At 62.1% G+C, this 13508-nt stretch carries 14 protein-coding genes and 1 riboswitch; of the genes, 10 read left to right on the top strand and 4 right to left on the bottom strand.

What is annotated here, in order from left to right; genetic code table 11:
* Positions 1 to 117 precede the first annotated feature (117 nt).
* The gene (locus NEI07_RS11100; RefSeq protein WP_256034588.1) at positions 118 to 933 is read right to left on the bottom strand and encodes a response regulator; all 816 of its coding nucleotides are present in this window, start codon (positions 931 to 933) and stop codon (positions 118 to 120) included.
* Positions 934 to 1107: 174 nt separating this feature from the next.
* Here NEI07_RS11100 and NEI07_RS19620 point away from each other — a divergent pair, with 174 nt between their 5' ends.
* The 7 genes from NEI07_RS19620 to NEI07_RS11065 all read left to right on the top strand — a co-directional run bounded on the left by NEI07_RS19620 (position 1108) and on the right by NEI07_RS11065 (position 8761).
* Complete coding sequence (locus tag NEI07_RS19620; protein WP_328516977.1) at positions 1108 to 1500, top strand: NepR family anti-sigma factor; 393 nt, start codon at positions 1108 to 1110, stop codon at positions 1498 to 1500.
* A complete protein-coding gene (locus tag NEI07_RS11090) occupies positions 1497 to 2066 on the top strand; it encodes a sigma-70 family RNA polymerase sigma factor (protein ID WP_256034587.1) in 570 nt (189 codons plus the stop codon). The genes NEI07_RS19620 and NEI07_RS11090 overlap by 4 nt, the downstream gene beginning before the upstream one ends.
* Before the next feature lie 63 nt (positions 2067 to 2129).
* Entirely contained in the window at positions 2130 to 3527 is a 1398-nt protein-coding gene (gene fumC / locus NEI07_RS11085; RefSeq protein WP_256034586.1) for a class II fumarate hydratase, read from the top strand.
* Positions 3528 to 3729: 202 nt separating this feature from the next.
* A complete protein-coding gene (locus tag NEI07_RS11080) occupies positions 3730 to 5118 on the top strand; it encodes a M20/M25/M40 family metallo-hydrolase (protein ID WP_256034585.1) in 1389 nt (462 codons plus the stop codon).
* 26 nt (positions 5119 to 5144) lie between these two features.
* A riboswitch (cobalamin riboswitch) is annotated at positions 5145 to 5348 on the top strand.
* A 110-nt stretch (positions 5349 to 5458) separates the two neighbouring features.
* Positions 5459 to 7537, top strand: a complete 2079-nt coding sequence (locus NEI07_RS11075) for a TonB-dependent receptor plug domain-containing protein (RefSeq protein WP_256034584.1) — start codon at positions 5459 to 5461, stop codon at positions 7535 to 7537.
* A 14-nt stretch (positions 7538 to 7551) separates the two neighbouring features.
* Complete coding sequence (locus NEI07_RS11070; RefSeq protein ID WP_256034583.1) at positions 7552 to 8151, top strand: DUF7676 family protein; 600 nt, start codon at positions 7552 to 7554, stop codon at positions 8149 to 8151.
* A gap of 55 nt (positions 8152 to 8206) precedes the next feature.
* A complete protein-coding gene (locus NEI07_RS11065) occupies positions 8207 to 8761 on the top strand; it encodes a hypothetical protein (RefSeq protein WP_256034582.1) in 555 nt (184 codons plus the stop codon).
* 84 nt (positions 8762 to 8845) lie between these two features.
* Here NEI07_RS11065 and NEI07_RS11060 read toward each other — a convergent pair whose 3' ends face one another.
* Positions 8846 to 9298 (bottom strand): hypothetical protein, encoded by a 453-nt coding sequence (locus NEI07_RS11060; RefSeq protein ID WP_256034580.1) that lies wholly within the window; start codon positions 9296 to 9298, stop codon positions 8846 to 8848.
* A 191-nt stretch (positions 9299 to 9489) separates the two neighbouring features.
* Here NEI07_RS11060 and NEI07_RS11055 point away from each other — a divergent pair, with 191 nt between their 5' ends.
* Positions 9490 to 10167 (top strand): sensor histidine kinase, encoded by a 678-nt coding sequence (locus NEI07_RS11055; protein ID WP_256034578.1) that lies wholly within the window; start codon positions 9490 to 9492, stop codon positions 10165 to 10167.
* 26 nt (positions 10168 to 10193) lie between these two features.
* Here the strand turns inward: NEI07_RS11055 and NEI07_RS11050 are convergent, their stop codons facing one another.
* Complete coding sequence (locus NEI07_RS11050) at positions 10194 to 10475, bottom strand: hypothetical protein (protein ID WP_256034577.1); 282 nt, start codon at positions 10473 to 10475, stop codon at positions 10194 to 10196.
* Between the two features lie 122 nt (positions 10476 to 10597).
* Here NEI07_RS11050 and NEI07_RS11045 point away from each other — a divergent pair, with 122 nt between their 5' ends.
* Positions 10598 to 11308, top strand: a complete 711-nt coding sequence (locus NEI07_RS11045; RefSeq protein WP_256034576.1) for a L,D-transpeptidase family protein — start codon at positions 10598 to 10600, stop codon at positions 11306 to 11308.
* A gap of 53 nt (positions 11309 to 11361) precedes the next feature.
* Here NEI07_RS11045 and NEI07_RS11040 read toward each other — a convergent pair whose 3' ends face one another.
* A complete protein-coding gene (locus tag NEI07_RS11040; protein ID WP_256034575.1) occupies positions 11362 to 11886 on the bottom strand; it encodes a cob(I)yrinic acid a,c-diamide adenosyltransferase in 525 nt (174 codons plus the stop codon).
* Positions 11887 to 12214: 328 nt separating this feature from the next.
* On the opposite strand from NEI07_RS11040, the gene hemA reads away from it, so the two are divergent.
* The gene (gene hemA / locus NEI07_RS11035) at positions 12215 to 13501 is read left to right on the top strand and encodes a 5-aminolevulinate synthase (protein WP_256034573.1); all 1287 of its coding nucleotides are present in this window, start codon (positions 12215 to 12217) and stop codon (positions 13499 to 13501) included.
* The last annotated feature ends 7 nt before the right edge of the window (positions 13502 to 13508 follow it).

Genomic DNA, 13508 nt, shown 5'->3' with positions numbered 1-13508 from the left:
TCGCCGGGTCGGCCAATGTTTCTGAGAGGCGGCGATTTATCTTCGCAGTCCCGAAGGATCCTTCCGCCCGGGGAGGCGCGGGCGCAAAAATTTAATGTTTGCAATGAGATCAGAGGCTCACATGCCGACCCGCGGCGCGCTTTGTTCGCGGCGTCCGGCGCGTCGTTCAAAAAACAGCGCCTGACTGATGACGGCCTTCAGGCTGTCGACATTGAAGGGTTTGGCGATAAGAAAGGCCGGTTCAGGCGGCTCGCCGGTCAAAAACCGCTCAGGGTAGGCGGTGACGAAGATCACCGGGATGGACAGAGAGACGAGGATCTCGTTGACGGCGTCGAGCCCGGAACTGCCGTCCGCGAGCTGGATATCGGCGAGAATCAGTCCCGGGTTGCCGTCTTGTATGGCCGCCAGCGCCTCGGCGTGCGTGCGCGGCATGCCGACCACCCGATGTCCCAGCTCCTCGACGATGCTTCTCAGGTCATGGGCGATCAGGGGCTCGTCCTCGATAATCAGCACGTCGGTCGCAATCTGGTCGGCGATCTCGCCGTTTGCCGCCTCGATCAGGGCGCCAGCCTCGAGCTCCGAAACCTTTAGAGTCTGACCGATCTGGTCGAGATCAAAGCCTTCGAGCGCCTGCAGCAAAAAGGCTATTCGCGGCTTCAGCGAAATAGCGTCGAGATTGCGTCGGCCGTTTTCCGCCAGCGCGCCGGAGCGATCGGTGTGGGCATTGATCGGCGACGCCGCCCAGACATCCAGGAACAGACGGTATACAGCGACGCGCAGATCATCGGAATCTGTGATGCGGCTTGGTTCCGCGACGACGGTTTCGAGAGTGGCCAGCACATAGGCGTCGCCACCCTCCCGATCGCCGACCAATGCGCGAGCAAAACGTCTCAAATAGGGAATATGCGCTGAAATTTCCTTTGACGCCGACATGTCTTACAACTCCAGCAGCATCGAGCCTCGCAGAGAGAGAGGAGTGCGGGCTAAGTAGATTCAAAACATGGACAATGCGTCAAAACTGCTCGGCATTTTAGGGAACCAATCCTTCAGCGGTGCGTTTTGCCTATCGTCCTTGCGACGCAGTATAACGCGGCGGCTCCAGAAATCATGCATATTAAAATAGAGGGCTCCATGGGGAATAAGAATCCGGAGAATATAGTTGCGCGGGCGAAAGCAGACGACGACGCTTTCGCGGGCGACGGGCGGTATTCTTCGAGACCGGGCCCTCGCAAGGTGGAGACGTTTGCAGGGTGGGTGATGACACGTGACGAATTCGGCGAGCGTCGCCGAGGAGTAGGGGAGGCGCGCTGCGGCGCACAACCGGCCCAGCGACAGCGGCCGGTGGAGTTTCAGGACTCGATCGGAAAGGAGCTCCGCAATCTCTACGACGATGTCGTGGCTCAACCGGTCCCCGATCGGTTTCTGAAACTTTTGAACCAACTCGAAACGAATGTGCTATCTTCCGCGGCGACATCCAGCGCGCCGAGGAAGAGTGAGTGAAGGCAAGCGAAGAAGCGCATCCAGCAGGACAGGGATTGAAGGCTGATCTGATCTCGGCCATCCCGAGCTTGCGCGCTTTTGCCGTGTCGATTTGCGGAAACTCCGATCGCGCCGACGACCTCGTTCAGGAAACGCTGGTCAAGGCTTGGGGCAGCCTCGCGACGTTTTCGGAAGGCACCAATCTCACCGCTTGGCTGTTCACGATTCTGCGCAACATCTACTACAGCGAGTTTCGCAAGCGCCGACGCGAGGCCCCCGATCCCGACGGGCTGATCGCCGGACGATTGATCGCGCCGGAATCGCAGCACGCGCATATGGATTTTCTCGACTTCCGCGACGCGATGCAGAAGTTGCCGCTCGACCAGCGCGAAGCCCTGATCCTCGTTGGCGCCTCCGGCATGTCATATGAGGAAGCGGCTCAAATCTGCGGCTGCGCGCCGGGCACGATGAAGAGCCGGGTGAACCGCGCCCGCAATCGGCTCTCAGACCTGATGTCGGCGCCGCCGACCGCCGAGCCGCGCGAATGGTCCTCGGCCGAGCAGCTCTCCGCCGCCACGCGCGATTGAACGCTAGTGCGAAATGCCGCATAGGGAGGCGCGCGAAACGCCCCTTTCCATGCGAGCGAGCCGATGACCGACGATCACAGAATTGAACGCGACTCCTTTGGCGACATCGCCGTGCCGTCCTGGGCCTATTGGGGCGCGCAAACGGAGCGCTCGCGCGAGAATTTTCCGATCGGCGGCGACCTCATGCCGATCGAGATCGTGCATGCGCTGGCGCGCATCAAGCTCGCGGCCGCCAAGGTCAACGCCAGGAAAGGCCTGCTCGAGCCTAAGATCGCCGACGCGATCGTCGCCGCCGCGCGCGAGGTGATCGACGGCAAGCTCGATGAGCATTTTCCGCTCGTCGTCTGGCAGACCGGCTCCGGCACCCAGACGAACATGAACGTCAATGAGGTCATCGCCAATCGCGCCAATGAAATGCTCGGCGCGCCGCGCGGCTCGAAATCGCCGGTGCATCCGAACGATCACGTCAATCTCGGGCAGTCGTCGAACGACAGTTTTCCGACCGCCATTCACATCGCCGGCGCCACGACGATCTCCGGTCGGCTGATTCCGGCCGTCGAGCGGCTGCATATTTCGCTCAACGCCAAGGCGGTGAAATTCGCCGATATCATCAAGATCGGCCGCACCCATCTGCAGGATGCGACGCCGGTGACGCTCGGCCAGGAGTTTTCCGGCTATGCGGCGCAGGCCGAATACGCGGAAAGGCGCATCAGAACCACCCTCGCCGACCTTCTGCAACTGGCCCAGGGCGGCACGGCGGTTGGCACGGGCGTCAACACTTTCAAGAGCTTTGGCGAAGAGGTCGCGGCCGACATCGCCGAGCAGACAGGACTGCCTTTCGTATCGGCGCCCAACAAATTCGAGGCGCTCGCGACCCATGACGCGATCGTCTTCGCGCATGGCGCGCTCAACGCGCTGGCGGCGGGTCTCTATAAAATCGCGAGCGACATTCGCCTGCTCGGGTCCGGGCCGCGCGCCGGCCTCGGAGAGCTGAGGCTTCCCGAGAACGAGCCGGGTTCGTCGATCATGCCGGGCAAGGTCAATCCGACCCAGGTCGAATCGCTGACGATGGTGTGCACGCGGGTTTTCGGCAACAACGCGACGATCACCTTCGCCGCTTCGCAAGGCCATCTCGAACTGAATGTGTTGAAGCCGGTCGTCGGCTTTGCGCTGCTCGAATCGACCATTCTGCTCGCCGACGGCATCAACAGTTTCGTCGCGCGCTGCGTCGACGGCATCGAAGCGGATGAGGCCAATATCAAGCGCTTCCTTGATCGCTCGCTGATGCTTGTCACCGCGCTCGCGCCGAAGATCGGCTATGACGCGGCCTCGAAGATCGCCCGCGCCGCGCATAAAAACGGCACGAGCCTGAAGGAAGAGGCGCTGGCTTCCGGCAAGGTGACGGACGTCGAGTTCGACGCGATCGTGCGGCCGGAAAATATGCTCGCGCCGAGCGCGTGAGCAATCTCCTCTTGACCTCGTCCTTCGAGACGCCGCCTAAAGGCGGCTCCTCAGGATGAGGTCAAGAGGAGCAACAGGCTTCCTCATCCTGAGGAGACCGCGAAGCGGTCGTCTCGAAGGACGAGGAAGCCCTGTGCCATCGCGCGTCTTCCCCTCGCCATGCATCCGCACTAGTTTCGGCTCCTCACCGAGGAGCTGATTCATGGCCGCGATCGAAGCCGTCCTCAATACGATAGACGCCAATCTCGACGCTTCGAGAGAACGCCTGTTCGATCTCTTGCGCATCCCCTCGGTTTCCACCGATCCAGCCTATCATGCGCAATGCCTGCGGGCGGCGAACTGGCTCAAGGATCAGCTCGCTGGCCTTGGCTACGCCGCCGAAGTGCGCGAGACGCCCGGCCATCCGATCGTCGTTGGCCACGCCAAGGCGAAGCGCAAGGATGCGCCGCATGTGCTGTTCTACGGCCATTATGACGTGCAGCCCGCCGATCCGCTGGAGCTGTGGGAAACGGAGCCCTTCGCGCCGCGGCTGACCGAGGGCAAGGACGGCAAGGACATCGTCGCCCGCGGCGCCTCGGACGACAAAGGCCAGCTGATGACTTTCGTCGAGGCGTGCCGCGCCTTCGAGGCGAATGGCGGCCTGCCCTGCAACGTCACTTTTCTGTTCGAGGGCGAAGAGGAGACCGGGTCGCCCTCGCTTCCGGGATTTCTCGCCGCGCATAAGGACGAACTCTCGGCGCCCGATCTCGCGCTCGTCTGCGACACCAGCATGTGGAACGCGTCGACGCCGGCGATCACGGTGATGCTGCGCGGACTCGCGCTCGAAGAGGTGATCATCACAGGGCCGAGTCATGACCTGCATTCCGGCATGTTCGGCGGGCCGGTGCTGAATCCGATTCATGTGCTGGCGAAAATCATCGCCGATCTGCATGACATCGAGGGCAAGGTGACGCTGCCAGGCTTTTACGCCGGCGTGCCGGAGATCCCCGAAGACATCGCCGAGCAATGGCGCGCCATCGACTTTAACGAGGCCAAATGGCTCTCGGACATCGGCCTCACGCGCGTTGGCGGCGAAACGGGCCGCGGAATTATCGAGCAGATCTGGGCGCGCCCGACCTGCGACGTGAATGGAATTATCGGCGGCTACACCGGCGCGGGATCAAAGACGGTGCTGCCGGCGCAGGCGTCCGCGAAATTTTCCTTTCGCCTCGTCGGCAAGCAGGACGCCAAAACAATCCTCGAAAGCTTCCGCAGTTTCGTACGCGAGCGCCTGCCGACGGACGCCAAGGCTGAATTCATTTCGCATGGCGCTTCGAACGCTTTGCAACTTCCCTTCGGCTCGGAGGCGCTCAATCGCGCGCGCCGCGCGCTTGCGGAAGAATGGGACAAGGAGCCGGTGCTCGCCGGTTGCGGCGGCTCAATCCCGATCGTGGGCAGTTTCAAGCGCGACCTCAATATGGATTCGCTGATGATCGGCTTCGCGCATGACGACGACCGCATCCATTCGCCGAACGAGAAATATTCCTACACGTCGTTCCACAAAGGCGCGCGCTCTTGGGCGCGGGTGCTGCACGCGCTGGCGGCGGCGTAGCGCTCTTGACTCGCGGAGCGATCAGCATTCTATTTCGCGAAGACGGTTCCTAACGGGATCAAAATGGGAATGCGGTGAGCGCGCTGCTTTGCGCGCAATTCCGCGGCTGCCCCCGCAACTGTAAGCGGCGAGCCGAAGACCACTAAGCCACTGGAGCCACAAGGCTCTGGGAAGGCGGTCCGAGGCGACAACCCGCGAGCCAGGAGACCTGCCGTCGCTTCGTGGTCACGCGCGAAAGCGTCGGGCGGGGTGCACCGATGCGGCCGATGCCTCTCGCCTTATCGGCGTCGGGCAAAGACCTTCGCAGTGACGGCCCACGTCTCGCTGCGAGTCTGCGCGCATGCATATCCTCATTCAGAGCCCCGCCTTGCGCGGCGCGTTTGTGTTGTCCTTATCCCTCTCCGCACCTGCCGCTTTCGCCCAGCAATCCTTGCCTGTCATCGAGGTCGGCCCGTTAAGTCCGGCGCAACCAGGCTCGCCCGGCGAGGCGCTTGAGGACCAAACCGTCGTCACGCCGACGCGCGTCGAGCAGCCGGTGTCGAGCACCGGCGCCTCGGTCAGCGTCATTCACGCGCGCGACATTCAAAAGCGCGGATCGCTCGGCTTCAACGACGTTCTGCGCGGCGTTCCCGGACTGGACGTCTTTTCCAACGGCGGGCCTGGAACGCAGACCTCCGTCGCTTTGCGCGGCTCGACGCCGGGCCAGACGCTGGTGCTGATCGACGGCATTCGCATTGGCGATCCGACGAGCACGGACGGTTCGGTGGATTTTGGCCGGCTGCTTCCGACCGACATTGAGCGGATCGAAGTGCTGCGCGGCCCGCAATCGGCGCTCTATGGCTCGGACGCCATGGGCGGCGTGATCAATATCATTACGCGCCGCGGCAAGGGCGCGCCGCAAGGCTGGCTCAATTCGGAAGGCGGCTCCTATGGAACGTCGTCGTCGCGCGCGTCGATCTCCGGCGCCGACGGACATGGTTCCTACGCGCTGTCGATCTCCGGCCTGCATGCCGATGGCTTCCCGCGTTACGGCTATCGTCAGCAGCGTCCCATCGTGATTGGCGATCAGACGACGCCGCTGCCGCCGCTTCCCGCCGATGATCCGACCAACAATGTCGGGGTCACCGGGCGCATTGGCTATGAATTCACGGAAGATGCGCGGATCGAGGCGGGACTCGCCGGCTATGACAGCGCGGTTCGCTACGACAATCCCTACGCCTTCAATCCCTGGAGCGTTTTCGATCCCTTCAATCATCAGCATGCGACATTCATGCAGGGCTATGTGCGGCTCGGCGCCGACATGTTTGACAAGAGTCTGCGCAACAGGCTGACGCTCTACGCCAATCGGGGAAACCGTGACGTCTGGTCGACGGAAGCCTGTTTCGACATGCTGACCTTCACGTCGCAAAACTGCCGCTTCGGCTATCTCGGCGGGCGCAGGGGCGTCGAATATCAGAACGATATCGCGCTGGGACCGCTGGGTCTTGCGACCATCGGTTCGCGCGTCGAAACCGAGACGGCGCAGACGTCGCGCGAGGCCTGGATCGTCGATCAGTACGCGCCGACGCACGCCGTCCAGACGACATGGTCCGGCTATGCGCAGCATCAATTCACGCTCTTCGACCGGCTCGACATTTCCTATGGCGGGCGCGCCGATGCGGTGAGCAAGAACCAAACGTTTCTCACCTGGCGGACGATGGCGAATTTCCGCATCGATGAGATTGGCATGCGGCTGCGCGGCTCCGCCGCCACGGGCGCCAAGACCGCGTCGCTCTATCAGCGGTTCAGCCAGTACGGCGATCCAACGCTCGCGCCCGAACGCGTCATCGGCTTCGACGCCGGCATCGATCAGAGCTTTTTTGGCGGCCGCGCCACGGCCTCCGTCTCCGTCTTCGCCAATCGCTACGCAAACCTCGTGCAGTTCGGGAAGGCCGAGAGTTGCACGGCGACGCAGATCTTCGGCTGCTATTTCAACGTGGGGCGCGCGGAGACGCGCGGCGTCGAATTCTCAGGCGAAGCCGCTCTCGTGCCCGGCGCTTTGCTGTTGCGCGGAAGCTATACGTTCCTTTCCGCCCGCAATCTCGATGTCGACGAGGACAGCATCTATGCCGGACGCACGCTTTTGCGTCGCCCGCGACACAAGGGCATGTGGTCGGTCATTTATACGGGCGCGCCGGGTCTCGAACTTGAGGCGCGCGCCAATATCGTCGGCGCCGCGCATGACGTGGATTTCATCTTCAACAAACGCGTGATGCTCGCGCCCTATGTGCGGCTCGATCTCTTCGCCAATTACAGGCTGACCGACCAGCTGACGCTGCATGGGCGCATCGAGAATGTGGGCAATGCGCTCTACGAGGAAGTCTACAATTATTCCACGACGGCGCGCGCCTTCTACGGCGGCGTGAAATACGCCTGGTGACGAGGGAGACAGAGATGCAAACGAATGCAGAAGTAACGCCAAGCATAACGCCAAGACGCATCGTCGAACTCGATGGCGCGGCGCTCGACGTCTTTCCGCTGCCGACAGATTCGGCGAGTCTCGAAGAACTGTTTCGCGACCTTTTCGAACATCACTGGCGCGAAATCGTCTTCGGGCCGATCATTCAAGGCGCGGCGTGGGAGATCCACGCCGATCGCGCGCCGACGCGCATCAGGCTGCTCGACGGCTATCTCACCGTCGCCTTCGGCGTCACGCATTTTCACGTCTGCATTGGCGAGAACAAGGGATCGCGCGCGCGGCCGACGTCTCCCGAACTCGCACAGCTCAGACGCACGTCGCGCGCCGAACTCTATCGCCGGCGAAACACGAGTTGCGTGCCGATGTCGTGGGGATTGCAGCTGTTCAACGGCGCCGGGGAACAGCAGATCACCGTGCTGCTGCCCAATCCCTTCCTCGACGCGGAGACGGACAAAGTCCTGAAAGAACCCGATTGGTCGCGCCTCGCGCTGTGGGACAAATTGCGGGCGCGCTGGTTTGGCCTGCGCGAATCCGATCCCATTGATCGTTCAGCAGGCCGGTTGCGAGGCGACTGACGCGCCGCACTTTTGAATTCAACTTCCTTAGTGTTCACTTGAAAGGAGAAACCTCATGTCGCTTATGCTTTCCACTATTCCGACGACAAACCGCCGCATCTATTGGGCGGCGACCTTCATCGTCGCGAGCATTGTTTTCAGCTTCGGTTGGGCGTGCGCCTTGCCGCTCGCGGGCTTCGCCGCCGTCGCGGCGCTCACCACTGCCCGTCGCGAGGCCCTGCTGCTGACGGGCGCGGTCTGGTTCGCCAATCAGGCCGTGGGTTTTCTGTTCCTGCATTATCCGACGGACGCCATGACGCTGTTTTGGGGCGGCGCGCTCGGCGTCATCGCTCTGCTGTCGTGTGAAAGCGCCGGCCTTCTCGTGCGCCGCTTTCCTGGTTTCGCTGGGGGCGTCGCCGCTTTCCTTGCGGCCTTCGTCGTCTATGAGAGCCTGATTCTGGCGGTCACGGCGGCGACGGGCCCCGGCGTCGATCATTTCACCGCGCCGGTCGTGACGCGGATCTTTTTGATCAATCTTGGCGCCTTCGCCGCGCTGTTGATGTTGAAGACCGCAGGCGCCGCGGCGGCGAAGCGCGATGTGACGAAGACGTTCGCTTCGCGCCCGATCTAGGCGCGAAGGAGCCATGGACGAAGGTGCTCGCGACCCTTAGCGGATGTTTTTGGCAGGTGTGGCGCGCCGATATCGGCGCGCGCCTCATTTCAAAATCGACAGCGGCAGCCTGTCGGCGCGGGAATCCATCAAGGACGCCTCGCCGACTGCATTTCCATATTGGTCATGCAGTCGCAAAGTCGCGCCTTGTCGGGCGCCGCCGTCTATTAAATCTGCGGCGGCTCTAATCAGAATGTTGCCTATCTCGACGCCGCGCGCCCTATCATCTAGGCCGAAAGCCTTCGTCTTACAAGCTATTGACAGTTCAAAGCGCATGGGTTGCGGCCTCCGCATATTCAAACAATGCAATATAGTTAGACTACATGTCGAGCATGTCGCGTTCAAGATGATTTGTTCGCCATCCGGGCGGGAAACACTCCCATATTCGAAATCAATCCATAAACGCGACAGAATGAAATCGAATGCGGCTTTGGTTGAGTCGCTGACCGGTGAGATCCGGGAAGAAGGAAAGAAGATCCGGGAAGAAGGAAAGAACAAGGACTAACTCGCGATGGCCGAGTTCTTTTCGCCGAACAGGGAATCGTAGCCCGCGCGTGCGCGTCGCCTCTGACCGTCTCCACAATGCGACTTACACGACTGAGTCTGCTTCGAAAAATATCTGAACATAAAACAGCCAAGATGAATTTGCTTGATACCATAATAGCTTACGTGATTGAGGCATAATCCTTTTGAACGTTGAATCAGGCGAACCGCCGGAATTGAAGCAGGAAATTGCCTCGCTGAGAGCGCAGCTGGCCGCGTCGCAGCAGCGCTACGAAGAGATTTGCCATCGGATCAGAAACGAATTGCAGGTCTTATCGGCTCTCTTTGCCGCGCAGCGGAGACAGTGTGGCCATCCGGCACAATGCGACATCTGCGTTTCGCGCATCTGCGCGACCGCAGCGCTCCACGGCGTGCTCGATACGAATGAGCACGAGATTTGCAGCCTCGGCTCTTTCGTCAGGCTTCTCGCTGAAACTCTGCATTCGGCCTTTTACAGTCGTTATGAGAGCACCGTGACCATTGACGGGGATTTTGAAATCGACTGCGCGCGCGCAAAAAGCGTCGGGCTTGTGGTCGTCGAAGCGACGGTAAATGCTGTCAAATACGCCCTCGCCGGTCTCGAGAAGGGCAGGATCGAAACGCGCGTCCGGTGTTCCCGGGGTGAGGTCGAGCTTGTCGTTGAAAACAACGGAGCGTCCTTTCCTTTAAGAGCATTGTCCCAGTCGACCGAAATTTCAGGAAAGGGCCTCAAGCTCATGCATGATATTGCGGAGAACCTCGACGGCGCCTTGGAGATCACGCCGAGTCCCATGGGAACTGCCCTGCGGCTCACTTTTCGGGTCGCTCTCCCGCAGCGATGCTAGGGGCTCGATAAGCCACGGCGATTTGCTCAAGCGCGCACACGGTCCGTGGCGGGCGCCCCCGGCGGCTTATCAAGTGCGGCGAGCTGCGCCACGGCGCGCGCGACGTATGAAGACACGCTCGCCTCGGCTTCTCCCGGAGAGATGAAATCGCATAACGGCGGCGGAGCGTCCGTTGCGCGATCGATCTCGGCTTTGAGCGCCGCGGTCTCGGCGTCGCCAGATGCAAGATCGAGCTGTCGCGCTTTGGCGCTGACGATGGCGCTGATTTGTAAAATCGCCGCCACAGAATGACCGGAATTTCCGGTCAAAGCCGACGTTCTTTACTTTCCGAAAAGCAAGTGATGGCAAGGTCTCAGCTCAGCAAAGACGTTCAGCGGGTTCAGGCCGGAGTATTCTTTGGTCGGCAACTGGACATGGGAACTCCAAAATCATGATTAAGGACGATGGGATAGCCGACGCCGGCAAAAGAAACGAAGACGCTCTACTTGGGCTTGCGTCGGGGCGTCTCAATCGCCGGTCGTTTCTGGTCGGCTCGGCCGTCGGTCTCGGCGCGGCCGGTCTCGCCGGTTGCGTGTCGTCCGACGACATGATGCGCGCCGAGGCGGCGAAGCTTTACGGGCCGGTTCCCCACGACAAATTCGCGATCCCCGCGGTCGATATCAGCAGGGTCGATCCGAAATATTTTCGCCAGAAAGTGCGCTACGACTCCAAGGAAGCGCCCGGCACGATCATCATCGACCCCGGCAAGTTCCATCTTTACCGCATCGAAGGCGACGGCATGGCCACCCGCTACGGCGCCAATGTCAGCCGCCCCGGGTTCCTGTGGAGCGGTGAAGTTTATGTCGGGCGCAAGGCCGAATGGCCCACCTGGACGCCGCCCAAGGAAATGATCGCGCGCCAGCCAGAGGCGCGCAAATATGCCGGCGGCATGCCGGGAGGTCTGGAAAATCCGCTCGGCGCCCGCGTGCTGTATCTCTATAAGAACGGCGTCTACACGGTCTACACGATCTATAGCACCAGCGACCCCGACACGATCGGGCAGGGCATAACGAGCGGCTGCACCGGCCTCCTCAGTCAGGACATGATCGACCTCTATTCGAGAACGCCGGTCAAGACGAAGGTGGTCATGCTGCCGGCATAGCCAACGGCGGCAATCCCCGGTCCAGGCGCCGGCTGCGCCGGCCCAAAGAATCCTCACCCGCCGAGCATCCGGTCCGCATGTCCGCTGTGCAGATCCGCGAGCCGCGCCAGCGCGAACAATAGATCGCTCAGGCGATTGAGATAGGCGAGCGCGCTCTCGGGCGCCGGCGGCGCGTCGAGCGCGGCGAGGCTGCGTTCGGCCCGCCGGGCGACGGCGCGCGCCATGTGGAGACGCGCGCTCGCCTCGGCCTCTCCCGGATAGATGAAATCGCGCAAGGGCGGCAGCGCGTCGGTCGCGCGATCGATCTCGATTTCGAGCGCCGCGGTCTCGGCGTCGTCAAAGGCAAGATTGATCTGCCGCGCTTCGGCGCTGACGATGGCGCTGATCGTGTAGAGCGCCTTTTGAGCGCGGCACAAAATATCAGTCGCATTGGGGTAGGCGACGCGCGCGAGACCCAGGCTCGCCGACAATTCGTCGAGATCGCCGACCGCCGCGACGCGCGGATCGAACTTCGCCGCCCGCCGGCCCGAGAAGAGGCTCGTCTGGCCTCTGTCGCCTTTTTTTGTATAGAGCTTCATCGCCGTCACGCGCCCCCGTCTCTTCGTTACCTCACGCGAGGCCGGATGGTCATCCCATAAACGCTTCTCTCGAAAAAGCCTCGGCGACGGCGGCGCCAGGCAAGCCGCTGCTTTGATGCCGCCGGGGGCTCCGCCATTGCGTGGCGCCATTGTTTTCATTGGCGGTGGCCCGGCGTTGCGCAAGAAAAGAGGCGCGGGCGCGTCATTCGGCCACTCGCCTTTCAGGCGCGGATCGGCTATGTAAGAAAACGTCCAAACTAGACGGCGGGCAGGACGGGGGCCTTGTCGTCGGTTTCGGGGGCAAAGAGAAAAATCAAAGGGTTGGAGCATGGTCTATCGGCGTTACTTCGAGGCCGCCGTCTCCCGTCTAAAGGACGAGCGCCGCTACCGCGTCTTTGCGCATCTGGAGCGCGACGTCGAAGCTTTTCCCCTCGCCAATTGGCATCGCGACGACGGCTCGGTCGAGCCCGTGACCATATGGTGCTCCAACGACTATCTCGGCATGGGTCAGCACCCTGACGTGATCGCCGCGATGGTCGACACGGCTGGCAGGGTAGGCGCCGGCTCCGGCGGCACCCGCAACATTTCCGGCACCAGCCACGCCATAGTCGAGCTTGAGCGCGAACTCGCCGATCTTCACGGCAAGGAAGCCGCGCTCGTCTTCACCTCGGGCTGGATTTCCAATCTCGCGGCGATTTCGACCATCGCCGACCTGCTTCCCAACTGCGTCATTCTATCCGACGCCTCGAATCATAATTCGATGATCGAAGGCGTGAAGCGCTCGCGCGCCGAGAAGAAGATCTTTCGCCATAACGATCTTGCGCATCTTGAAGAGCTGCTGATCGAAGCGGGCGATCGGCCCAAGCTCGTCGTCTTCGAAAGCCTCTATTCGATGAACGGCAATATCGCGCCCGTCGGCGACATCGTCGCGCTGGCCGAGCGCTATGGCGCGATGACCTATGTCGATGAGGTGCATGCGGTCGGCATGTATGGCGCGCGCGGCGGCGGCGTCTGCGAGCGCGAAGGCGTCATGGCGCGCGTCCACGTGATCGAGGGCACGCTCGCCAAGGGCTTCGGCACCATGGGCGGCTATATCGCCGGCGACGCCGTGATCATTGACGCGATCCGGTCCTACGCGGCCTCCTTCATCTTCACGACGGCGCTGCCGCCGGCGGTCGCCGCCGCGGCCTGCGCCGCGGTGCGGCTGCTCAAGCGCCGGCCGGATTTGCGCGCGGCGCATCAGCGCGCCTCGCATATCACCAAGCACGCCCTCGCCGCCGCTGGCCTGCCCGTATTGGAAAACGGCTCGCATATCGTGCCGGTGATGGTGCGCGACGCCGAGCTCTGCAAGGCTGCGAGCGACATGCTGCTCGATCGCCACTCGATCTATATCCAGCCGATCAACTACCCGACGGTGGCCAAGGGAAGCGAGCGGCTGCGCGTGACGCCGACGCCCTGCCACACGCAGGCGCATATCGCGAACCTCGTCGAGTCGCTCGTCGACGTCTGGCACACGCTCGGCATTCCTTTCGTCGAGCCGCCGTCGCATCTCCATGTCGAGGAGAAGAGCGACGGGAAGTGCAGCTATCCCGAGATCAAACTCGCGGCGCAGTAGGCGTCGC

Source organism: Methylocystis suflitae (assembly GCF_024448135.1).
GTDB classification, from domain to species: domain Bacteria; phylum Pseudomonadota; class Alphaproteobacteria; order Rhizobiales; family Beijerinckiaceae; genus Methylocystis; species Methylocystis suflitae.
The sequence above is the reverse complement of the archived record's forward strand: the minus strand, read 5'-3'. Positions and strand labels throughout refer to the sequence as shown.